The following is a 22,358-nucleotide window of genomic DNA, read 5'->3' on the forward strand; positions in this document are numbered from 1 at the left end:
CCCGTTATATAGATATTCGATTCAGTTCTACTCTTGCACTACCTCGCACGAGGATCAGGAGGAACCCATGATTTGCCCTAACACGACCAACACCACTTTACGGCCCTTGAGCGCCTTGCAGCACCCGCGTGAGGTGATTCGTCAATTCACCCCGAACTGGTTTGCCGCCACCATGGGCACCGGCGTGCTGGCATTGGCACTGGCTTCCTTGCCGGTGAACATTCCTGGCCTGCACGCTGTCGCTGAAGGGCTATGGCTGTTCAATATCGGATTGTTCATTCTATTCAGCGTGCTCTACGGCGCCCGCTGGGTGCTGTATTTCGATGAGGCACGGCGGATTTTTGGCCACTCAACTGTCTCGATGTTCTTCGGCACGATCCCCATGGGGCTGGCGACCATCATCAATGGTTTTCTCCTGTTTGGCGTCGCCCGCTGGGGCAGCGGCATGGTGCAGGTGGCCGAGGTGCTGTGGTGGCTGGACGTGGCGATGTCGCTGGCGTTCGGTGTGCTGATTCCTTACATGATGTTCACCCGTCAGGAGCACAGCATTGATCAGATGACCGCTGTCTGGTTGTTGCCGGTGGTGGCGGCTGAAGTGGCGGCTGCCAGCGGTGGCCAGTTGGCGCCGCACCTGTCGGATTCGCTGGCACAGTTCCACGTACTGATCACCAGCTACGTCCTGTGGGCCTTTTCGGTGCCGCTGGCGTTCAGCATCCTGACCATCCTGATGCTGCGCATGGCGCTGCATAAATTGCCTCACGAAAGCATGGCGGCCTCGAGCTGGCTGGCCTTGGGGCCGATTGGTACGGGAGCGCTCGGCTTGTTGCTGTTGGGCGCGAACTCGCCTGCGATCTTTGCCGCCAATGGATTTGCCGGTATCGGTGACGTGGCCAACGGCATGGGCCTGATTGCAGGGGTTGCCCTGTGGGGCTTCGGGTTGTGGTGGATTGTGATGGCGATACTGATTACCCATCGCTACTACCGCGACGGTATCCCGTTCAATTTGGGGTGGTGGGGGTTCACGTTCCCGCTGGGTGTGTATTCGCTGGCCACCTTGCGTCTGGGTAGCGTGCTGCACCTGACGTTCTTCGAGATTGCGGGCTGTGCGCTGGTGGCTTTGCTGGCGATGATGTGGCTGATCGTGGGGCGTAAAACCCTGATCGGCGCTTACCGGGGCGAGTTGTTTGTTTCGCCCTGCATCGCGGGTTTGAAGAAGTAAGAGTTTGCCTCGGGTTTTGTACGAATGCGCTGAGACTGGTGGCATCCGTTACATAACCTGAGGCAAGGTTGTGTCTCGGGTGTTACAACAGCCCTCCAATGAGAAAGCCTCTGGCGCAACTTGAGAACATGGATGATGAGTCACCCCTCGCAGTTCAGCTTGCTAAGGAAGCGCCGCTTCCTGCCCTTCTTTGTGACCCAGTCGCTGGGCGCGCTAAACGACAACCTGTTCAAACAATCGTTGATTCTGGCCATCCTTTATAAGCTCGCCATCGAGGGGGACCGAGGGATTTGGGTCAATCTGTGTGCGCTGCTGTTTATCGTGCCGTTCTTTCTGTTTTCAGCCCTGGCGGGCCAGTTTGGCGAGAAGTACGACAAGGATCGCCTGATCCGTCTGATCAAGCTCGGTGAAATCGCGATCATGCTGGTCGGAGCGGCGGGGTTTGCGTTCGATCACTTGGCGTTGATGCTGGTCGCGCTGTTTGCGATGGGCACCCATTCGGCGTTGTTCGGACCGGTCAAATACTCAATCCTGCCGCAAACATTGCATGAGGATGAGCTGGTCGGGGGTAACGGTCTGGTAGAAATGGGGACTTTCCTGTCGATTCTGGCCGGTACGATCGGCGCGGGAATCATGCTGTCTTCGAGCAATTACGCAGGGGTGGTGTCGGTGGTGATCGTTTCCGTGGCGGCCCTGGGGTATCTGGCCAGCCGGGCGATCCCCAGCGCACCGGCCGATACGCCTGAATTACGGCTGAACTGGAACATCTTCAGCGAGTCCTGGGCCACCTTGAAAATGGGCCTGAACCAGACGCCAGCAGTGTCGCGTTCCGTCGTGGGCAATTCGTGGTTCTGGTTTGTCGGTGCGATTTACCTGACACAAATTCCGGCCTACGCCAAAGAGTGGCTGTATGGCGATGAGACCGTGGTGACGTTGATCCTGACGGTGTTTTCGGTGGGCATCGCGTTGGGGTCGATGCTGTGCGAAAAGCTGTCGGGTCACAAAGTCGAAATCGGCCTGGTACCCTTTGGCTCATTCGGCTTGACCGTGTTCGGCCTGTTGCTGTGGTGGCATTCCGGGCAGATGCCGTCGACCCTTCAGCCTAACGACTGGCTGGCCGTATTGGGGTTCAGCCAGGCGTGGTGGGTGCTGTTCGATATTCTTGGTCTGGGCGTGTTTGGCGGTTTTTACATTGTGCCGCTGTATGCCTTGATCCAGTCGCGCACCGCAGAAAACGAGCGTGCGCGGGTGATTGCGGCCAACAACATCTTGAATGCGCTGTTTATGGTGGTCTCGGCCCTCGTCACCATCCTGTTGCTCAGCGTGGCGAATCTGACGATTCCTGAGCTGTTCCTCGTGGTTTCACTGCTGAACATCGCGGTCAATACCTACATCTTCAAGATTGTTCCCGAATTCAGCATGCGCTTCATGATCTGGCTGCTGAGCCATTCCATGTATCGGGTGCAACATAAAAACCTGCAAGCGATCCCGGATGAGGGCGCGGCTTTGCTGGTGTGCAATCACGTGTCTTTTGTGGATGCATTGCTGATAGGTGGAGCAGTGCGTCGGCCGATTCGGTTTGTGATGTATTACAAAATCTACAATTTGCCGGTGCTCAACTTCATCTTTCGCACAGCAGGGACGATTCCTATCGCCGGGCGCGCTGAAGATGAAGCGATCTACGAGCGGGCGTTCAAGAAAATTGCCGAATACCTGAACGACGGCGAGCTGGTGTGCATCTTTCCGGAGGGTAAGCTCACCACCGATGGCCAGATCAACGAGTTCAAGGCAGGCGTCACACGGATTCTGGAACAAACGCCGGTGCCGGTCATTCCGATGGCGTTGCAAGGGCTATGGGGGAGCTTCTTTAGTCGTGATCCCAATAAGGGGTTCTTGCGCAGGCTGTGGTCGCGAGTAACGCTGGTAGCAGGCGAGCCGATAGCAGCGAGTGAAGCGACGCAAAAAAGGCTGCGCGAGCAGGTGACGGCGCTACGTGGGCAGACACTCTAGAGCCATTGTTGGCAGGGGGGGCGCGGTCTGGCCAGCGACTACAGAGTGGGTGGGGCTGTAGTCGCTGGCGAGTGAGGGTTCAGGCGCTGATTTTCAGGCCAACCAGGCCGGCAATGATCAGCGCCACGCTGGCCAAGCGGAACAAGGCCATGGATTCGCCAAACAGGATGATCCCGGCGATGACCGTGCCCACTGCTCCCACGCCTGTCCAGATGGCGTAGGCCGTGCCCAATGGCAATTCTTTCATCGCAAGGCCCAGCAAGCCGAGGCTTACCGCCATGGCGGCGATGGTCAATGCGGTGGGGAGGGGGCGGCTGAAGCCGTCAGTGTATTTCAGGCCTACAGCCCAGCCGACTTCAAACAGGCCGGCGAAAAACAGAATAATCCAGGACATGCTTACCTCCATCAATTGATGGGGTCGTCCCCAGAAAATCACTCGATGAGTCGCGAGGTCGTCCTCGCTGTGCGCAGTATATTGCCCATGAATAATCTGACAGGCAACTCTGAATTTTCAGAAGCGTAGTTTTATTAACGCGCTTTCTATATAGGAAGCAGCCGACCGGTGATCGTGCATCACCGGTCAGGCGTGCTTCCTGAACAGGCGTTATTCGATGCCTTGAGGGATTTCTTCACCGCCCAGCGCTTCAAACAACTGCGGCAAGAATTCGCCGAACGTCAGCATCATCAGGGTAAAGCTGGCGTCCTGTTGGCCCAGATCGTCATCACCGCCGTTCTGTTCGGCTTCGTCTTGCAGCAGGTCTTCAAACTTCAAGCGTTTGACCACCAGTTTGTCGTCCAGCACGAACGACAGTTTGTCCTGCCAGGCCAGTGACAGCTGAGTCACGACTTTGCCGGTGCTCAGGTGCAACTGGATTTCGTCGCTGGTCAGATCCTGACGCTTGCAGCGAATGATGCCACCGTCTTCATGGGTGTCGCGCAGCTCGCATTCGTCGAGGACAAAGAAGTTCTCGGCGGCTTTTTGAGTCTTGACCCATTCGGTCATGGTCGCGCTTGGCGCCACTTTGACAGCCAATGGACGCACCGGCAGCGAACCCACCACTTCACGCAAGGTGGAGAGCAGGTCTTCGGCGCGTTTCGGGCTGGAGGCGTTAACCAGAATCAGACCCTGTTTAGGTGCGATGGCGGCGAAGGTGGCCGAGCGACGAATAAAGGCACGGGGCAAGAAGGCCTGGATGATTTCATCCTTGAGCTGGTCGCGTTCCTTTTTGTAGACCTTGCGCATTTGCTCGGCTTCGATCTCTTCGACCTTTTCCTTGAGTGCGTCACGCACCACGCTGCCGGGCAGGATGCGTTCTTCTTTGCGGGCGGCGATCAGCAGGAAGTCCTGGCTGACGTGAACCAGGGGAGCGTCTTCGCCTTTGCCGAAAGGGGCGACGAAACCGTAAGTGGCTAATTCCTGACTTGAACAGGCGCGGGCCAGTTTGGTGGCCAGTGCAGTTTCCAGCACCTGCGCATCAAAAGGCAGATCTTGGGTCAGGCGATAGATAAGCAGGTTTTTGAACCACATGGGGTTAATCACTCCTTTATACAAAGACGGCATTATTCGCCTCATGGGCGCATAGGCCAACCCTGCGCTAAGCCTTTGTCGTGCATAAGAAAATTATTTTAAAAAGTGCTTGCCAGACTTCAGGTCGCTCCGTAGAATGCGCGCCACACCGAGAGTGAAAGGGTGATTAGCTCAGCTGGGAGAGCATCTGCCTTACAAGCAGAGGGTCGGCGGTTCGATCCCGTCATCACCCACCATTCACTTGCAGTGTTACGCGCAGCGGTAGTTCAGTCGGTTAGAATACCGGCCTGTCACGCCGGGGGTCGCGGGTTCGAGTCCCGTCCGCTGCGCCATATTTTGATCACAAGCCCCTTGAACGCTTGTGATCTGGGGAAGCCCCGCTCAACGCGGGGTTTTTCTTGAAAGGCTTAGATTCAACAGCTTGCTGAGGAATCCAAGAGCAGGGCGCTGGAAAAGGTCGTTTTTGACAGTTTTTTAAAAAAACTGAATAAAAACAACCACTTACACAATAAGTGTGAGAGAATGCGCCCCGCAACGAGAGTGAAGCAAGGGTGATTAGCTCAGCTGGGAGAGCATCTGCCTTACAAGCAGAGGGTCGGCGGTTCGATCCCGTCATCACCCACCATTCGCTTTCAATGTTACGCGCAGCGGTAGTTCAGTCGGTTAGAATACCGGCCTGTCACGCCGGGGGTCGCGGGTTCGAGTCCCGTCCGCTGCGCCATATTCGGAACACAAGCCCCTTGAACGCTTGTGATCAACAAGAAGCCTGCCACGTGCAGGCTTTTTTGTGCGCGTGTGTTTTGTGTAAGGTTTTCCCGGCTAGGGCTACGGCAACGGCAGCAGTCGAGGCCGGGTGCGGCGGTGAAGCCGTCGCCAGGTCTGTGACCACCCTCATCCTTGCGCCGCAAACTCAAACCAATAAAAGCTTGGCAGGCGCTCGCGTCCCGATAAGTGGCCACAGGCGGCGATTGTGATGTTAAAAGTCCCAGCGCGTTGTCACCATGACATTGCGCGGATCGCCGTAATACGATGAGTTATAAAACCCGATGTTGGTGTAATACGATTTGTCGAAGACGTTGTTCAGGTTCACCGTGGCTGACACATGCTCCGTCAGCTGATACTTGGCCATCACATCAACAAGCCAGTACGCTTCTTGCGAAAACTTCTCCTGCGCGCCGCCTTTGTTGTAGTTGGTCAGCACTTGCCAGCCTGTGCCTTGCCAGCGAACGCCGCCGCCCACGGTCAATTTGTCGAGGTTGCCACTCAATTTATAGCGGGTGTACAGGTTGATTTGATCTTCCGGTTCCCAGGTCGACACTTTCTTTCCGCTCTGATCGCGGCTGACTTTGTGCGTGTAGCCTGCCTGTAACTGCCAACCTGGCATCACTTCACCCGATATTTCCGCCTCGTAGCCTTTTGTGGTGGCCTTGATGCCTTTGTAGGCGTAGTCAATGTCAGGGTTGGTCGGGTGGGCGTTGTAGGCGGTGTCCGCTTCGGGCCGGTTATCTTGATGCACTTCAAAGTACGCCAGGCTTGAGTTCAATTGCCCGTCGAAGAATTCGCCTTTCAGGCCGATCTCATAGTTGCTGCCTTCGTCTGGCTCAAGCATTTTGTTGTCGCGATTGCGGTAGTAAGACTGGGGCAAGAATATTTCGGTGTAGCTGGCATAGGCCGAAACAGAGTCGTTGATGTCGTAGATCAGGCCTGCGTAAGGCAGTACTTTGCCGGTGTCCTTGGCCTGGCTGGTGCCTGTTAGCGAGTAGTTGGCAACGCGGGTGCCCAACATGAGGGTCAAGTCATCGGTCAGGCTGAAACGCCCCGTCACATAAGTGCCGGTCTGGCGTGTGATTTCATCGTTTTTGGAGGTGACATTGCCCCAGTCGGGTTCCGGTGCATCGCCGTCCCAGTGGTAATAGTCATAGGCGTTATTGACCATGAGCGCGTTCGTGTAGTCCTTGCCCGTCCAGTGAGAGCGAGAAACCGAGCCGCCGACGACCAGTTGATGTTCGCGGCCCAGCAGGCTGAAAGGCCCCGTAGCGTAAAGGTCTGCGCTATCACTGACGTACTCGCCGGTGTATTTGCGCGCCAGGATTTTTGCCTTGCCGGTGTTCACATCTGGATCAAGCAGTGCTCCCAGCGGGGCGTCGTAGCCATTGATCTGATGGTTGTACTGACCTTTGGTCACCCAGCCATTGGCGAAGTCATGCTCCAGCGTGGCGAAGACAGTCCGGGTGTATTGCTCCCAACTGCTCCATTTCGCGCCATTGTTGAACGAACGTGGGTTATCGATCCGATCGCCCGCAGAGTTGAACAGCGATGCACTGCCCGACCAGCTCGAGCCGGTGGGGTGGTTGTCCTGATAGTCGGCCCCCAGGGTGAGCAAGGTGTCCGGGGTTAAGTCGACCTCAAGAATGCCGTAGTACACCTCGCTGTCGCGCTTGTAATGGTCCATGAATGAGTGCTTGTCCTGATAAGCCGCGACCGCCCGGCCTCGTACATGGCCGCTGTCGCTCAGGGGGCCGCTGACGTCCACTTCCGAGCGGTAGTTGTCCCATGATCCGGCGCCCAGATCGATGTGGGCCCTGAAGTCACGGGTAGGCTTTTTGCGCACCATGTTGATGGTCCCGCCCGGCCCGCCAGCGCCAGTGAGCAGCCCGGTGGCGCCTTTGAGTATCTCGACGCGGTCATAGATCGCCGTATCGGTGAGTGTGTGACCCGCCGAGTACTGCGGGTCCTGCAAGATGGGAATGCCGTCGTATTGGAAGTTTTTTATGGCAAAGCCGCGCGAGTAGTAACTGGTGCGGTCGCTGTCATAGGTGGCCACGGTGATGCCGGGCGTGTGGCGCATGACGTCGTCGATCGAGTTCAGGCCGAAATCATCCATCGCCTGTCGGGTCACGACGGAGATCGACTGTGGGGTTTGGCGGGGTGTGAGCACCATGCGTGTGGCTGTGGCGATGCTTCCGGGCGTGTAGGAGCCAGTCCCTTCGGTGATGGTGCCGAGCTGGTTGGCGCTGACCTCGGTGGCGCCCAGTTCTAGAGCGCCGTCTGGTTGGGGAGTGGCTTGCAGCAAATAGCCGTTCTGGCCTTTGACCACGCTGAACCCGCTGCCGCGCAGCAGCGTGTCGAAACCGTCCATCTCGCTGTAGCTGCCCTGTAAGCCTTGAGTTGTCGCGCCGTCAACGTCACGGGGCTGGAACGCAATCGCGACCCCGGCTTGTTGAGCGAGGCGGTTCAATGCATCGCCCAGCGGCCCGGCAGGAATGTTGTAGACCTGCACCGAGGCACTGCTTTGCGCCTGCGCAGCGGTGCTGACCAGCATTGCGGCGGTACAGGCAACCACCAAATGGATGGCCAGTGACAGCGGTGCATAAGCCTTCGCACGCAAGCGGTCGCGGGTTTTGGGTGAAGTCAGCATGGTAGGCGCAGTCCTTTAGAGTCTATGTACCTACCTTGACGAGCGACCTTTAAAAAGCGGAAGCAATGCGAATCATTATTTTTTAGTCTGCGTGTCACGGTCCACGCGTATCAGCCATGCCGTGAAGTGACGGACGCTGATCGGCAGTGTTTCAGCTATCAGGTTCAATGCGCGCTCCGGATCGTCCATCGGTAAAACGGCTGACACCCGCAGGTCCGCCAGCGCCGCGCGGTCGAAAGTCAAAAGGCCGTATCGCTGGCGGGCAATCTCTTCAAGCACGTCACTCAACGGCAGGTCCTGAACCACCAGTTGATGGCGTTTCCAGGCATGATCGATTCGCTGCGGATCAATGTGGCCCAGCCTGCGGATGGCGTCAGTCTCAATCAGTGCCTGTTCACCCGCATCCACCTCCAGCGCGTGTTGCCGGTTTTCACTGTGCGCCGCGACGCGCGATTGCAACATGGTCAGGATCGTCGTGTCCCCCGTGCGCTTGACCACGAAGCGTGTCCCCAGTGCGCGCAGGGTGCCCTGGGCGGTCTGCACCACAAACGGGCGTGTGGCGTCATGGGCCACGTCCACCAGTATCTCGCCTTGCAGCAGTTCGATTCGTCGCTGCTGCTTATCGAAATGCACATTCACGGCGCTGGCGCCGCTGAGGGTCAGGGATGACTCGTCCGGCAGGTGCAGTGTTTTCCATTCGGCGGGCGCTGTGTGGGTATCGGCCAGCCAGCGCGCGGGGTACTGGCTGCGCAGTAACACAGTGGCCGGAATAATCAGGCAACCCGCCAGGACCAAGGCCCGAACGATCGGTTTGCGTGTGGATGTTTTGCGCGGCGAGGGGAATGCTGCGTTCAGCGCCGCTTTGGCTGGCGCAGCCTGAGTGCGTAATGACTGCAGCTGTGAAATGACCTCCTGCATGCGCTCGGCCGCTGCGCCGTGTTGCGGGCTTTGACGCTTCCAGTGCTCAAAGGCGAGCCTCAACTCGTCAGACAAATCCCCTTCATGCAAGCGAATCATCCATTCGGCTGCTTGTTCATCGATCTGCTGGGGCGTGCAGTGCATCGGCTTGCTCATGGTGTGAGGCTATGACTGCAATGCAGCAGCGCCTGAATCAAATACTTGCGAACGGTGCGATCAGACAAGCCGAGTTGGCGACCGATGTCGGCCTGGTTGAGGCCGTCGAGGTAATACAGCACAAACGCCTGGCGGGTCTTTTCAGGCAGCCCTTCGAGCATAAAGGCGATGTGTTCAAGGGCTTCAAGGGTGGTCAGGATGGCCTCGGGTGAGTGGTGGCCTTCCAGTGCTTGGGTGGTCAGCGCACGTTCTTGCAAATAAGCCTGTTCGATCTTCTTGCGCCGTGCCTGATCGATGATCAGACGCCGGGCCGTGGTGCTCAGAAACGCTCGCGGCTCGCGCAGGCTGGCGATCGATTCGCGTGCATTAAGGATTCGGGCAAAGGTGTCCTGAGTCAGGTCGGCAGCATTCTGCGCACACCCCAGCTTTCTGCGCAGCCAGCCAAGTAGCCAGCCGTGATGTTCGCAGTACAGGTCTGTAATCGCGGATTGAAACGGAGGTTCACCCGAAGACATAGAACTAGGCTCAAACGCTATTGAGAATAATTGCTAATTCTGTGCTCAAGTCTTCGGTAAACGCAAGGCAGGCCTCATACGCTGAGACACGGCGCGAGGCTGCGTGCTTGCAGCCTCGTTCCCCTTATTCATTGCAGGCGAGGCGGATCAGGTCTTGGCGATCAAGTTGCCAGCATGCAGGCCGCATTCTTTTTGTGTGGCTTCTTCCCACCACCAGCGACCTTCACGCTCGTGCTGGTTAGGCAGCACGGGACGGGTGCAGGGCTCGCAGCCGATGCTGATAAAGCCGCGTTCGTGCAGGCTGTTATAGGGCAACTCCAGCATGCGGATGTAACCCCAGACTTCCTCGCTGGTCATTTGCGCCAGCGGGTTGAATTTGTACAGCGTTCGTTCCGGGGTCGAGAAGGCGCCGTCGATTTCCAACGCGGCAACCTGGCTGCGGGTGCCCGGGCTTTGGTCGCGACGCTGGCCCGTGGCCCAGGCGGTGACGGTCGCCAGTTTGCGGCGCAACGGTTGGATTTTGCGCACACCGCAGCATTCGCCATGGCCGTCTTTGTAAAAGCTGAACAAGCCTTTTTCTTTGACGAAGGGCTCAAGTTGGTGCTGGTCTGGTGAAATCAGCTCGATCGGGATGTTGTAGTGCTCGCGCACCTTCTCGATGAAACGATAGGTTTCGGGGTGCAGGCGCCCGGTGTCGAGGCTGAACACCTTGACGTTTTTATTGAGCTTCCAGGCCATGTCCACCAGCACCACATCTTCGGCGCCGCTGAATGAAATCCAGAGCTCGTCGCCAAAGTGCTGAAACGCGAGTTTGAGAATGTCCTGCGGGGATTTGCTGGCGTATGTCGCGGCGAGTTCAGCGACGTCGAACGGATGGCTCATCAGGCGGCTTCCTACAGTAAATGGCGCTGGGCGCTCTCTAGTGGCGCGATGTTAGCAAATACCGCGCGCTACAGGGTTTGCAGCGTATCGAGCAGCACCTTCACTTTCGTGATGGATTCCTGGTATTCGGCTTCCCAGTCCGAGTCCGCGACAATGCCGCCTCCGCCCCAGCAACTGACCCGCCCGTCTTTGATTAACAGGCTGCGAATGGCGATAGAGCTATCCATCTCGCCGCGAACGTCGAGGTACAGCAGCGAACCGCAGTAAATGCTGCGGCGGGTGGGTTCCAGCTCGTCGATGATTTGCATGGCGCGGATCTTCGGTGCGCCGGTGATCGAGCCGCCCGGAAAACTGTCGCCGATCAGGTCCAGCGCGTCTTTATCCGCCGCCAGCTCGCCCGTGACACTGCTCACCAGGTGATGCACGTTGGGGTAGCTTTCGAGGCTGAACAGCTCCGGAACGCGGACCGAACCTGTGCGGCAGGTGCGGCCGAGGTCGTTGCGCAGCAGGTCGACAATCATCAGGTTCTCAGCGCGATCTTTTGGGCTGGCAAGCAATTGGGCGGCGTTGGCGGCATCTTCTGCGTTGTCTTTGCCCCGTGGACGGGTGCCTTTGATCGGACGGGTTTCGACCTGGCGCTTGCTGACCCGCACAAAGCGCTCTGGCGAGAGGCTGACAATCGCGCCCTCTGCGGGCAGTGTCATGAAACCTGAAAACGGGGTCGGGCAAGCCGCACGCAGCGCGCAGTACGCGGTCCATGCATCGCCGTGGCAGTGGGCGCTGAAGCGCTGAGTGTAATTGACCTGATAGCAGTCGCCAGCCTGAATGTACTGCTGCACCTGCGCCAGGGCCTGCGCGTACTGCTGGGCGCTGATATCCGGCTGCATCGGTTGTTTCAGGCTGAAAGGTGCCGCGGTTGCGGGCTCAAGCGCACTGAACAGCTCAATCAGGCGCATGCGTTCGCGGGTTTCCAGGGTGGGATGAAACACCAATTGACTGGTTGCGCGTTGGTGATCGCTGATCAGCGCCCACGGGTACAGGCCCAGGCGTGCATCCGGCAGATGCAAGTCGTCCTGCGCCTGCGCGGGGAGCTGTTCGAGCTGGCGGCCGAAGTCGTAGCTCAAGTAACCGATCAGTCCGCCGGCAAACGGCAGCTCGTACTGCGCCGGCAGCTGCGCCTGGCCCAGCGCCTGAAGCTGTTTGCGCAAACGCTGCAAAAACGCGCGCCCCGGTTCTTCTGGCTGGCGTTGCAATGTGTGCAAGGGCCAGGCGCTCATGATGTCGTAACGGCCACGGTCAGCGTCGGGTCGGCCGCTGTCCAGCAGTACTGCGCCGGGAGCGTGGCGCAAGGCGGCAAAGTAATCGGCCGGGTTGGCGAGGTAAGGCAGTGGATGAACGGAGCAGGTCAACATGCGCAGCAAATCAGCCATCGAAGCGGGGAGAGGATTGTAGGCCTGTGTCGGCGGGTAAATCCATGAAACCGTTCAGGAGCGAGCAGGCCTTGGGTGGCCAACTCGCTCCTGCGGGTCAGGCGTTAAGGGGGATGTGCCCGAACATTTCCTGAGCAAAACGGACCCGCTCTTCAACGGTTTCCTTGATGCCTTTTGCGGCCAGCGCTTCAACGTGCGCTTCGACGGCGTGGGTGCGCAGGGTCAGGCCGCAGTCGTTGGCGATCTGGATGTTCAGGCCCGGACGGGCGTTCAGCTCCAGGATCAAGGGGCCCTTGTCCTGGTCCAGCACCATGTCCACGCCGATATACCCCAGGCCGCACAATTCATAGCAGCCCGCGGCGAGCTTCATGAAACCGTCCCAGTAGGGTAGTTGCACCCCGTCCACCGCGTTGGTGGTGTCGGGGTGTTTGCTGATGATGTTGTTCAGCCAGGTGCCGCGCAAGGTCAGGCCGGTTGCCAGGTCGACACCGACGCCGATAGCGCCCTGGTGAAGGTTGGCCTTGCCGCCGGATTGACGGGTCGGCAAACGCAGCATCGCCATCACCGGGTAGCCCATCAGCACAATGATGCGGATGTCCGGCACGCCTTCGTAGCTGATGCTTTTGAAGATCTGGTCGGGGGTGACGCGGTATTCGATCAGGGCACGGTCGCGGTGCCCGCCGAGGGAATACAGGCCGGTCAGAATGCTGGAGATCTGATGCTCGATTTCTTCATGGCTGATGATCTTGCCCGAAACGGTGCGAAAGCGGTCTTCGAAGCGGTCGGCGATCACCAGAATGCCATCACCGCCCGCGCCTTGCGCGGGCTTGATCACGAAGTCGCTGCGCCCGCCGATGATCTCGTCGAGCTTTTCGATTTCTTTCTCGGTGGAAATCACGCCATACATCTCCGGCACGTGAATGCCGGCCTTGATGGCGCGTTCCTTGGTGATGATCTTGTCATCCACGATCGGATACAGGCTGCGTTTGTTGTACTTGAGTACGTAGTCCGCATTACGCCGATTGATGCCCATGATGCCCCTGGCTTCCAGGGCCTTCCAGGTCTTCCAGAAGCCAAACATCAGGAATCTGCCTTCAAAAAGGCTTTGAAACGGACCAGTTCAGTCAGGCGATAGCCGCGATAGCGACCCATGGCCAGCATGAAGCCCACGAGAATCAGCAGGACTGCAGGGAAAGTGAACACGAAGTACACCAGCTCCGGAATGCTCATCACCAAGTACGCCAGGGTCGCCGCGAACAGGGTGCCGATGGCGACCTTCATCGCATGCCCGGCGCCTCGCTCCTCCCAAGTGATCGACAGGCGTTCGATGGTCATGGTCAGAATCACCATCGGGAACAGGGCCACCGAGAGTCCGCGTTCAAGGCCCAGCTTGTGGCTGAACAGGCTGATGGCGGCAATCAGTATCACCACGAACGTCAGTACCACGGACAGGCGCGGCAGCATCTGCAGCTTCAAGTGCTCTAAATAGGAGCGCAACATCAGCCCGAGCGCGGTTATCACCGTGAACAGGATGATGCCGAACCCCAATTGTGTTTCACGGAAGGCCAGTGCAATCAGTACCGGGGTGAACGTGCCCAGTGTTTGCAGGCCGATCAGGTTGCGCAACACCAGAATCACCAGCACGCCAATCGGGATCATCACCATGATCATGAAGGTTTGCTGGGTTTGCAGCGGCAGACCGTACAGCGAGTATTCGAGGAAGTTGGCGTCAGTGTTTTCGTCGGTCAGTTTGGCCAGACGAATGGCGTTCATTTCGCTGTTGTTGAGGCTGAACGTGACGTTGGCTTTTTTACCGCCATCGACGCTGATCATCGGCTCGTCGCCGGTCCACCACAGCAGACGGTCGGACGGCAGGCCCTGTTCGCCGGTTTCGGGGTTGAAGTACAGCCAGTCGTTACCGTTGAAGCTGCGCAACCACAGCTCCGGGGTTTGTGGCAGGTCGGCCGCCAGGCGGATGGTGTGGACTTTTTCCAGCGGCACGTGGGCAATCGACAGCAAAAGCTCGATGATTTGTGCCTTGTGCGGCGTCGACGGATCGCCTGCCAGCAGCAGTTTGACGTTGTCATCGTTAGGGTTGTTCACCCGCTTGATGGTTTCGCTGATGAAGGTTTCAACGTCGGCCGAGTGCTGGCGAATCGGGGCCAGCAAGGCTTCGGCGGCGATTTTTTCGGGCCCTTCGACCGCGATGCTGTCACGGAATACCGGGCCTTTGGCCTTGGTTTTGTCGCCGGTGTAGCGCTTGGTCAAGACCAGACGGTAGTAAAGGGTTTGCTTGCCGCTGACGCGACGGGCTGACCAGGTGACTTTACGGTTGCCGTCTACCCGGTTGACGCTCACCCCGTAATTGTTGGAGATGAAGCTTTCATTGAGGCTGACGTAGTCGCGGTTCAATGGCGGTACGAACATCTGGATCTTGACCGGATCCTTGGAGCTGGCGACGAATTCGACTTTTGCGTCGATGTTCCACAGGTCATCCGTTGCGTCTTCGGTCACCGGGATACCGATGACGAAAATCTGATAGGCCGTAATCGAAATGCCCAGCACCACAAGGATGGTAATCAAGACTTTCAGGTGAAAGGTAAGAGCGCGCATTTCAATTACTCTGCGGTTTGAGCGATGGCGGCGCAGGCAGGTTTGCCAGCAGCGTATTTAAGGCTTGGGTCGACCAGCGCATCGAAACGCTTGAGCGCTTCGGAGCCAATCAACAGCGGGTATTGGAACGCACTTCGGTCGGTCAAGTTCACTTCGATGGTGCGTAAAGCTTTACCCATACAGATTTCCAGGGAAATAACCGGGCGCAATGTGTAGTTCTTGTCCGACTCGGGGTCGTAATCCCCGGAGCGACGCTTGATCTTGCTGACCCGTGCCAGCGGACGCTCGATGGGGTGCGAGTGGGCATCGTCAATGGCCAGATAAAAGCGTACCCAGCTCTCGCCGTCGCGCTTGAAGCGTTTGATATCGCGGGCACTCAGCGAGGCGGTTTTGGCGCCGGTGTCGAGTTTGGCGGCCACTTGCAGGTTGATACCTGCCAGCTCAGCGTACTCATTAAGGCCGTAAACGGTTTTTTCGGCACCCAGGCTCAGGCCCGGCAAGGCCAGCAGGCAAAGACATATAAAGAAGGAGGGAAATTTCATAAATCCGGGGGCAGTCTCTTGCAATCTTCAGTTCAAGGCGACTGGCAATACAGCGCAAGCGTCCTCGTGCGGCTGCCCTGTTAATTGGGCAAGGCTGATGCGGTCGGCATTCTAGCATGATGGTTTTATGACGCCAGCGCCCAGACCGTTCCGATCATGGCCTGCGTCTGTCGATTCAACCAAGGTCGTATCCGGTGATTGTCGACAATCCCTATTTATCCTTTGACTGTAAGGCCTGAAATGGCTAGTTTTGGCACTATTGATTTTCAAGGTGTCGACAATATGCTGGATTCGCTCGAAGGTGCCGTGCTGGCTCAAGATGACTCGGAAACCCTGTCCGAGAACGTCTTCAGGCGTATTCAAGCCGCCATCGTCAAAGGCGATATCGCGCCGGGCAGCAAAATCTCTGAGCCGGAACTGGCGCGCACCTACGGCATCAGCCGCGGGCCGCTGCGCGAGGCGATCCACCGCCTTGAAGGCCAGCGCCTGCTGGTGCGGGTGCCGCATGTCGGGGCGCGGGTCGTGTCCTTGAGCCATGCCGAGCTGATTGAACTCTACGAAATTCGCGAGTCCCTTGAAGGCATGGCCTGCCGTCTGGCGGCTGAACGCATGAGCGATGAGGACATCGCGGAGCTGCGTCGGGTGCTCGAAACCCACGAGCGCGATGCCGCGTTCCAGGCGGGCGTGGGCTATTACCAGCAGGAAGGCGACTTCGATTTTCATTACAAAATTATTCAGGGCAGCGGCAATCGCACCCTGACCCAGATGCTCTGCGGTGAGTTGTATCAGCTGGTGCGCATGTACCGCATCCAGTTCTCCACCACCCCGAATCGCCCGCACCAGGCATTCGCCGAGCACCACCGGATTCTCGATGCCATTGCCGATCGCGACGGCGAACTGGCCGAGTTATTGATGCGTCGCCACATCGGCGCGTCCAAACGCAATATTGCGCGTCACTACCAAGACAGCGCCCAGCAGACAGCCACTCCACGAGGTGAGTCATGAGCAATAAAAACAGTCCAGGCCAACGTTTCCGTGATGCAGTCGCCAGTGAACACCCACTGCAAGTGGTGGGCGCCATTAACGCCAACCACGCTTTGCTGGCCAAGCGCGCCGGGTTCAAGGCGATCTACTTGTCCGGTGGCGGGGTGGCGGCGGGTTCGCTGGGCGTGCCAGACCTGGGCATCACCGGCCTGGATGACGTACTGACCGATGTGCGCCGCATCACGGACGTCTGCGACCTGCCACTGCTGGTGGATGTCGACACGGGCTTCGGTTCTTCGGCGTTCAACGTGGCGCGTACCGTCAAGTCGATGATCAAGTTTGGCGCTGCCGCCATTCACATTGAAGATCAGGTGGGTGCCAAGCGGTGCGGCCATCGTCCGAACAAGGAAATCGTCTCGCAACAAGAGATGGTTGATCGCATCAAGGCCGCCGTGGATGCGCGCACCGATGACAGCTTTGTGATCATGGCGCGTACCGATGCGCTGGCGGTTGAGGGGCTGGAGTCCGCGCTGGAGCGTGCCGCTGCCTGCGTCGAAGCGGGCGCCGACATGGTGTTCCCGGAAGCCATCACCGAGCTTGAGATGTACAAGCTGTTCGCCAGCCGCGTCAAAGCGCCGATTCTGGCCAACATCACTGAATTCGGCGCCACCCCGCTGTACACCGTGGATCAACTGCGTGAGGCCGATGTGTCGCTGGTGCTGTACCCGCTGTCGGCCTTCCGCGCCATGAACAAGGCCGCGGAAAACGTCTATGGCGCGATTCGTCGCGACGGCACCCAGCAGAACGTCATCGACACCATGCAAACCCGTATGGAGCTGTACGACGCCATCGATTACCACGTGTTCGAACAGAAGCTCGATGCGCTGTTTGCCAGCAAAAAGTAACGCCGCTTGAAACCGGATTGACCTGACGCCTGTGATGGTTGTCGAGCCTCGCGGGGCTCGACACGCAAGACAGGTGTAAAAAAATTTATAAGTTCTTGCCGAATCCCTAACAAATTCAAGATTGGAGAAGCGCAATGGCCGAAGCAAAAGTATTGAGTGGTGCCGGATTACGCGGCCAGGTGGCCGGGCAAACGGCGCTGTCGACCGTAGGCCAGGAAGGCGCCGGGCTCACCTATCGTGGTTATGACGTGCGTGAGCTGGCCGCCCAGGCGCGCTTTGAAGAAGTGGCTTATCTGTTGTTGTACGGCGAGTTGCCGACCCAGGTCGAGCTGGAGGCCTACACAGGCAAGCTCAAAACCCTGCGCGATTTGCCGCAAGCGCTGAAGGAAGTTCTGGAGCGTATCCCGGCCGATACCCACCCGATGGACGTGATGCGCACAGGATGCTCGTTCCTGGGCAACCTTGAGCCGGAACAGGACTTCAGCGAGCAGCACGACAAGACCGACCGCCTGCTGGCGGCCTTCCCGGCGATCATGTGCTACTGGTATCGCTTCAGCCACGACGGCGTGCGCATCGATTGCGTGACGGACGAAGCGTCGATTGGCGGCCATTTCCTGCACCTGTTGCATGACAAAAAGCCAAGCGACTTGCACGTCAACGTCATGAACGTGTCGCTGATTCTGTACGCCGAGCACGAATTCAACGCCTCGACCTTCACTGCCCGTGTCTGCGCTTCCACGCTGTCCGATCTGTTTTCGTGCATCACGGCAGCCATCGGTTCGTTGCGTGGCCCGTTGCACGGTGGGGCCAACGAAGCGGCGATGGAAATGATCGAGCGCTTCAGCTCGGCCGACGAAGCCATCAAAGGCACCCTCGGCATGCTCGAACGCAAAGACAAGATCATGGGCTTTGGTCACGCCATCTATAAAGACAGCGACCCGCGCAATGAAGTGATCAAGGGCTGGGCGAAAAAGCTGGCGGACGAAGTGGGGGACACCATGCTGTTCCCGGTGTCCGAAGCCATCGACAAGACCATGTGGGAGCAAAAGAAGCTGTTTCCCAATGCTGACTTCTACCATGCCTCGGCGTACCACTTCATGGGCATTCCAACCAAGCTGTTCACCCCGATCTTCGTCTGCTCCCGCCTGACCGGCTGGGCCGCGCACGTGTTCGAGCAGCGCGCCAACAATCGCATCATTCGCCCGAGCGCCGAGTACATCGGCGTCGAACAGCGCAAGTTCGTGCCAATCGAACGTCGCTGACCGCAAGGCCGCCCACCCGCCCACAGGCGCGTGACTTGCGCCTGACGGCGCCGCGTGTGGCGGCCCCGACCTAACCGTGATCGAGTCCCATGCCAATGAACACTGAATTTCGCAAAACACTTCCGGGCACCCGGCTGGATTATTTCGACACCCGCGCGGCAGTCGATGCGATCAAGCCCGGCGCTTATGACACGCTGCCGTACACTTCCCGCGTACTGGCCGAAAACCTGGTGCGTCGCTGCGATCCGGCGACCCTCAATGCTTCGCTGAGCCAGTTGATCGAACGCAAGCGTGACCTCGACTTCCCGTGGTTCCCGGCCCGCGTGGTGTGCCATGACATTCTCGGACAGACCGCGCTGGTTGACCTGGCTGGCCTGCGTGATGCCATCGCCCAACAAGGCGGCGACCCGGCGCAAGTTAACCCGGTGGTTCCGACCCAGCTGATCGTTGACCATTCGCTGGCAGTGGAATGCGGCGGTTACGACCCTGAGGCGTTCGAAAAGAACCGCGCCATCGAAGACCGCCGTAACGAAGACCGTTTCCACTTCATTGAATGGACCAAAAAAGCCTTTAAAAACGTCGACGTGATCCCGCCGGGCAACGGCATCATGCACCAGATCAACCTGGAGAAAATGTCGCCGGTGATTCAGGTGCGTGACGGCGTGGCGTTCCCCGATACCTGCGTCGGCACTGACAGCCACACGCCCCACGTCGACTCGCTGGGGGTGATTGCGATTGGCGTTGGCGGGCTGGAAGCCGAAAGCGTGATGCTGGGCCGTGCGTCCTGGATGCGGTTGCCCGAGATCGTTGGCGTTGAGCTGACCGGTAAATTACAGCCGGGCATCACGGCGACGGACATGGTGCTGGCCCTCACTGAATTCCTGCGCAAGCAAAAAGTGGTCGGCGCCTGGCTGGAGTTCTTCGGTGAAGGGGCCGCGGCACTAACCTTGGGTGACCGCGCAACGATTTCCAACATGGCCCCGGAATATGGCGCCACGGCGGCGATGTTCTATATCGACCGGCAAACCATCGACTACCTCAAGCTGACCGGGCGCGAGGACCAACAGGTGCAGTTGGTCGAAACCTACGCCAAGGTCAGCGGCCTGTGGGCTGACAGCCTCAAAGACGCGCAATACGAGCGCCGTTTGAGCTTTGACCTGTCCAGCGTCGTGCGCAATATGGCAGGCCCGAGCAACCCGCACGCCCGGGTGGCCACCACCGATCTGGCCGCCAAAGGCATCGCCGGTCAATGGGACGACGTGCCGGGGCAAATGCCGGATGGCGCGGTCATCATCGCGGCCATTACCAGTTGCACCAATACCAGTAACCCGCGCAACGTGATCGCGGCAGGCCTGATTGCCCGTAACGCCAACCGGCTGGGGCTGACCCGTAAACCGTGGGTCAAATCGTCGCTGGCGCCGGGCTCGAAAACCGTCGCCTTGTACCTGGACGAAGCCGGGCTGACCGATGAACTGGAGCAGTTGGGCTTTGGTGTCGTGGCGTTTGCCTGCACCACGTGCAACGGCATGTCGGGTGCGCTGGACCCGCACATCCAGCAGGAGATCATCGACCGTGACCTGTACGCCACGGCCGTGCTGTCGGGTAACCGTAACTTCGACGGGCGTATTCATCCTTACGCCAAGCAAGCGTTTCTCGCCTCACCACCCTTGGTGGTTGCCTACGCGATAGCGGGCACCATCCGTTTTGACATCGAGAAAGATGTGTTGGGACGGGACGCCAACGGCACTGAAATCCGCCTCAAAGACATCTGGCCGAGCGACGAAGAAATCGACGCGGTGGTCAAGTCGGCGGTCAAGCCGGAGCAGTTCCGTCAGGTCTACATCCCGATGTTCGCGATACACGAAGACACCGGCCCGAAAGTCGAGCCGCTGTATGACTGGCGCCCGCAAAGCACCTACATTCGCCGCCCGCCTTACTGGGAAGGCGCACTGGCCGGCGCGCGTCCACTCAAGGGCATGCGCCCGCTGGCGGTGCTGCCCGACAACATCACCACTGACCACTTGTCGCCGTCCAACGCGATCATGCTCGACAGCGCGGCCGGTGAGTACCTGGCGAAAATGGGCCTGCCGGAAGTTGACTTCAACTCCTACGCGACCCATCGCGGTGATCACCTGACTGCGCAGCGTGCCACCTTTGCCAACCCGAAACTGTTCAATGAAATGGTGATCGAGGACGGCAAGGTCAAACAGGGCTCACTGACGCGGCTGGAGCCTGAAGGCAAGGTGATGCGCATGTGGGAAGCCATTGAAACGTACATGGAGCGCAAGCAGCCGCTGATCATTGTCGCCGGTGCCGATTACGGCCAGGGTTCTTCACGCGACTGGGCGGCCAAGGGCGTGCGGCTGGCGGGCGTGGAAGCCATCGTCGCCGAGGGTTTCGAGCGCATTCACCGCACTAACCTGGTGGGCATGGGCGTTCTGCCGCTTGAGTTCCTGCCGGGCACCAACCGCAAAACCCTGGCGCTGGACGGCAGCGAGATCTACGACGTGATCGGTGAGCGGACTCCGCGTGCCACGCTGACGCTGGTCATCACGCGCAAGAACGGCGAGCGCATCGAAGTGCCTGTGACGTGCCGTCTGGACACGGCTGAAGAAGTCTCGATCTATGAAGCGGGCGGCGTGTTGCAGCGTTTCGCACAAGACTTCCTGGAATCGGCCACCGCGTAATCACAGCGCCGGGGCGCCTCGCCCCGGCCTAAACAGGACTGTGTCATGGTTTATGCAGCGCAAATAAAAATCCCGGCGACGTATATGCGGGGCGGTACCAGTAAAGGTGTGTTTTTCAGTCTGCTCGACTTGCCCGCGATCGCGCAGGTGCCGGGCGCGGCCCGTGATGCCTTGTTGCTGCGGGTCATTGGCAGCCCGGACCCTTACGAAAAACAAATCGACGGCATGGGCGCCGCGACGTCCAGTACCAGCAAAACGGTGATTGTGAGCAAAAGCCTGCGACCTGATCACGACGTCGACTATTTGTTTGGTCAGGTCGCCATCGATAAGCCATTCGTGGACTGGAGTGGCAACTGCGGCAACCTGTCGGCCGCCGTCGGCTCCTTTGCCATCAGCAGCGGCCTGGTGGACGCGTCACGCATTCCGCAGAACGGCACTGCCGTGGTGCGAATCTGGCAAGCCAATATCGGGAAAACCATCATTGCTCATGTCCCCATCACGGACTCAGCCGTGCAGGAAACGGGCGATTTTGAGCTGGATGGCGTTACGTTTCCGGCCGCCGAAGTGCAGTTGGAGTTCCTTGATCCGGCGGCGGATGAAGACGGCGCCGGTGGTTCCATGTTCCCCACCGGGCATGTGGTCGATGAGCTGGACGTACCCGGCGTCGGCACCCTGAACGTGACTATGATCAATGCTGGCATTCCCACTATTTTCGTCAATGCCCGCGACATTGGTTACAGCGGCACGGAACTGCAAAGCGACATCAACAGTGATGCCAAGGCCCTGGCCATGTTTGAAACCATCCGGGCCTACGGGGCGCTGCGCATGGGGCTGATCGGCTCTGTGGAAGAGGCCGCCAAACGCCAGCACACCCCGAAAGTCGCCTTTGTAGCGGCACCTGCGGATTACGTGTCGTCCAGCGGCAAAGCGGTCAAGGTGCAGGATGTGGATCTGCTGGTGCGGGCGCTGTCGATGGGTAAATTGCACCACGCCATGATGGGCACGGCAGCCGTTGCGATTGGCACCGCGGCCGCCATTCCCGGCACGTTGGTGAACCTGGCGGCTGGCGGCGAAACCCGTGATGCCGTGCGATTTGGCCACCCTTCAGGGACGTTGCGCGTCGGCGCACAGGCGCAGCAGATCAACGGCGAATGGACCGTCACCAAAGCCATCATGAGCCGCAGCGCGCGGGTGCTGATGGAAGGCTGGGTACGAGTGCCGGGCGATTCGTTTTGAACGCGTGAACCCTTTTCCCTCATCCCGCCCTTTTCCGTCAGGTGAAGGGCGGG

At 58.9% G+C, this 22,358-nt stretch carries 17 protein-coding genes and 4 tRNA genes; 11 read left to right on the plus strand and 10 right to left on the minus strand.

All coding sequences use genetic code 11. The features are described 5' to 3' along the window. Positions 1-67 precede the first annotated feature (67 nt). Complete coding sequence (locus V6F78_RS17960) at positions 68-1,219, plus strand: TDT family transporter (RefSeq protein WP_094991275.1); 1,152 nt, start codon at positions 68-70, stop codon at positions 1,217-1,219. A gap of 135 nt (positions 1,220-1,354) precedes the next feature. Further along, complete coding sequence (locus tag V6F78_RS17965) at positions 1,355-3,229, plus strand: MFS transporter (RefSeq protein ID WP_048376576.1); 1,875 nt, start codon at positions 1,355-1,357, stop codon at positions 3,227-3,229. A gap of 79 nt (positions 3,230-3,308) precedes the next feature. Here V6F78_RS17965 and sugE read toward each other — a convergent pair whose 3' ends face one another. Beyond that, complete coding sequence (sugE, locus tag V6F78_RS17970) at positions 3,309-3,623, minus strand: quaternary ammonium compound efflux SMR transporter SugE (RefSeq protein ID WP_047276339.1); 315 nt, start codon at positions 3,621-3,623, stop codon at positions 3,309-3,311. A 210-nt stretch (positions 3,624-3,833) separates the two neighbouring features. Beyond that, entirely contained in the window at positions 3,834-4,757 is a 924-nt protein-coding gene (gene rdgC / locus V6F78_RS17975; protein WP_047276336.1) for a recombination-associated protein RdgC, read from the minus strand. 160 nt (positions 4,758-4,917) lie between these two features. Here rdgC and V6F78_RS17980 point away from each other — a divergent pair. From V6F78_RS17980 to V6F78_RS17995, 4 genes are all read left to right on the plus strand, one after another. After that, positions 4,918-4,993: transfer RNA gene (locus V6F78_RS17980), tRNA-Val, on the plus strand. A 19-nt stretch (positions 4,994-5,012) separates the two neighbouring features. After that, positions 5,013-5,089, plus strand: a tRNA-Asp gene (locus V6F78_RS17985). A gap of 217 nt (positions 5,090-5,306) precedes the next feature. Next, positions 5,307-5,382: transfer RNA gene (locus V6F78_RS17990), tRNA-Val, on the plus strand. Positions 5,383-5,401: 19 nt separating this feature from the next. Beyond that, a tRNA-Asp gene (locus V6F78_RS17995) sits at positions 5,402-5,478 on the plus strand. A 255-nt stretch (positions 5,479-5,733) separates the two neighbouring features. Here the strand turns inward: V6F78_RS17995 and V6F78_RS18000 are convergent. The 8 genes from V6F78_RS18000 to rloA all read right to left on the minus strand — a co-directional run bounded on the left by V6F78_RS18000 (position 5,734) and on the right by rloA (position 15,231). Then, entirely contained in the window at positions 5,734-8,175 is a 2,442-nt protein-coding gene (locus V6F78_RS18000) for a TonB-dependent siderophore receptor (RefSeq protein WP_332727982.1), read from the minus strand. Between the two features lie 75 nt (positions 8,176-8,250). Next, positions 8,251-9,249, minus strand: a complete 999-nt coding sequence (locus V6F78_RS18005) for a FecR family protein (RefSeq protein WP_047294800.1) — start codon at positions 9,247-9,249, stop codon at positions 8,251-8,253. Then, positions 9,246-9,764: a sigma-70 family RNA polymerase sigma factor gene (locus V6F78_RS18010; protein WP_047294798.1), complete on the minus strand. Its 519-nt coding sequence runs from the start codon at positions 9,762-9,764 to the stop codon at positions 9,246-9,248. Before V6F78_RS18010 ends, V6F78_RS18005 begins: the two co-directional genes overlap by 4 nt. Positions 9,765-9,911: 147 nt before the next feature. After that, positions 9,912-10,646: a phosphoadenylyl-sulfate reductase gene (locus V6F78_RS18015; RefSeq protein WP_169839786.1), complete on the minus strand. Its 735-nt coding sequence runs from the start codon at positions 10,644-10,646 to the stop codon at positions 9,912-9,914. A 68-nt stretch (positions 10,647-10,714) separates the two neighbouring features. Next, positions 10,715-12,058 (minus strand): aminodeoxychorismate synthase component I, encoded by a 1,344-nt coding sequence (gene pabB / locus V6F78_RS18020; RefSeq protein WP_047294886.1) that lies wholly within the window; start codon positions 12,056-12,058, stop codon positions 10,715-10,717. A 115-nt stretch (positions 12,059-12,173) separates the two neighbouring features. After that, entirely contained in the window at positions 12,174-13,157 is a 984-nt protein-coding gene (locus tag V6F78_RS18025; RefSeq protein ID WP_047276327.1) for an alpha-L-glutamate ligase-like protein, read from the minus strand. Beyond that, positions 13,157-14,689, minus strand: coding sequence for an osmotic stress tolerance membrane protein RloB (gene rloB / locus V6F78_RS18030; protein WP_047294796.1), 1,533 nt, complete (start codon positions 14,687-14,689; stop codon positions 13,157-13,159). The genes V6F78_RS18025 and rloB overlap by 1 nt, the downstream gene beginning before the upstream one ends. 5 nt (positions 14,690-14,694) lie before the next feature. Next, positions 14,695-15,231: a retropepsin-like aspartic peptidase RloA gene (rloA, locus tag V6F78_RS18035; protein ID WP_047277367.1), complete on the minus strand. Its 537-nt coding sequence runs from the start codon at positions 15,229-15,231 to the stop codon at positions 14,695-14,697. 282 nt (positions 15,232-15,513) lie between these two features. On the opposite strand from rloA, the gene V6F78_RS18040 reads away from it, so the two are divergent. The 5 genes from V6F78_RS18040 to prpF all read left to right on the plus strand — a co-directional run bounded on the left by V6F78_RS18040 (position 15,514) and on the right by prpF (position 22,305). Next, complete coding sequence (locus tag V6F78_RS18040; RefSeq protein WP_047276322.1) at positions 15,514-16,236, plus strand: GntR family transcriptional regulator; 723 nt, start codon at positions 15,514-15,516, stop codon at positions 16,234-16,236. Further along, positions 16,233-17,120, plus strand: a complete 888-nt coding sequence (gene prpB / locus V6F78_RS18045) for a methylisocitrate lyase (protein WP_047294794.1) — start codon at positions 16,233-16,235, stop codon at positions 17,118-17,120. Before V6F78_RS18040 ends, prpB begins: the two co-directional genes overlap by 4 nt. A 134-nt stretch (positions 17,121-17,254) precedes the next feature. Then, on the plus strand, positions 17,255-18,382 hold the full coding sequence (prpC, locus tag V6F78_RS18050) for a bifunctional 2-methylcitrate synthase/citrate synthase (RefSeq protein ID WP_047294792.1): 1,128 nt from the start codon (positions 17,255-17,257) through the stop codon (positions 18,380-18,382). A 95-nt stretch (positions 18,383-18,477) separates the two neighbouring features. After that, positions 18,478-21,069, plus strand: a complete 2,592-nt coding sequence (acnD, locus tag V6F78_RS18055; RefSeq protein ID WP_047277363.1) for a Fe/S-dependent 2-methylisocitrate dehydratase AcnD — start codon at positions 18,478-18,480, stop codon at positions 21,067-21,069. A gap of 45 nt (positions 21,070-21,114) precedes the next feature. Beyond that, positions 21,115-22,305 carry a 2-methylaconitate cis-trans isomerase PrpF gene (prpF, locus tag V6F78_RS18060; RefSeq protein ID WP_094991402.1) on the plus strand — a complete coding sequence of 397 codons (1,191 nt, stop codon included), beginning with the start codon at positions 21,115-21,117 and terminating at the stop codon, positions 22,303-22,305. The last annotated feature ends 53 nt before the right edge of the window (positions 22,306-22,358 follow it).

It is taken from the genome of Pseudomonas sp. ESBL9 (genome assembly GCF_036668715.1).
Classification (GTDB): domain Bacteria; phylum Pseudomonadota; class Gammaproteobacteria; order Pseudomonadales; family Pseudomonadaceae; genus Aquipseudomonas; species Aquipseudomonas lundensis.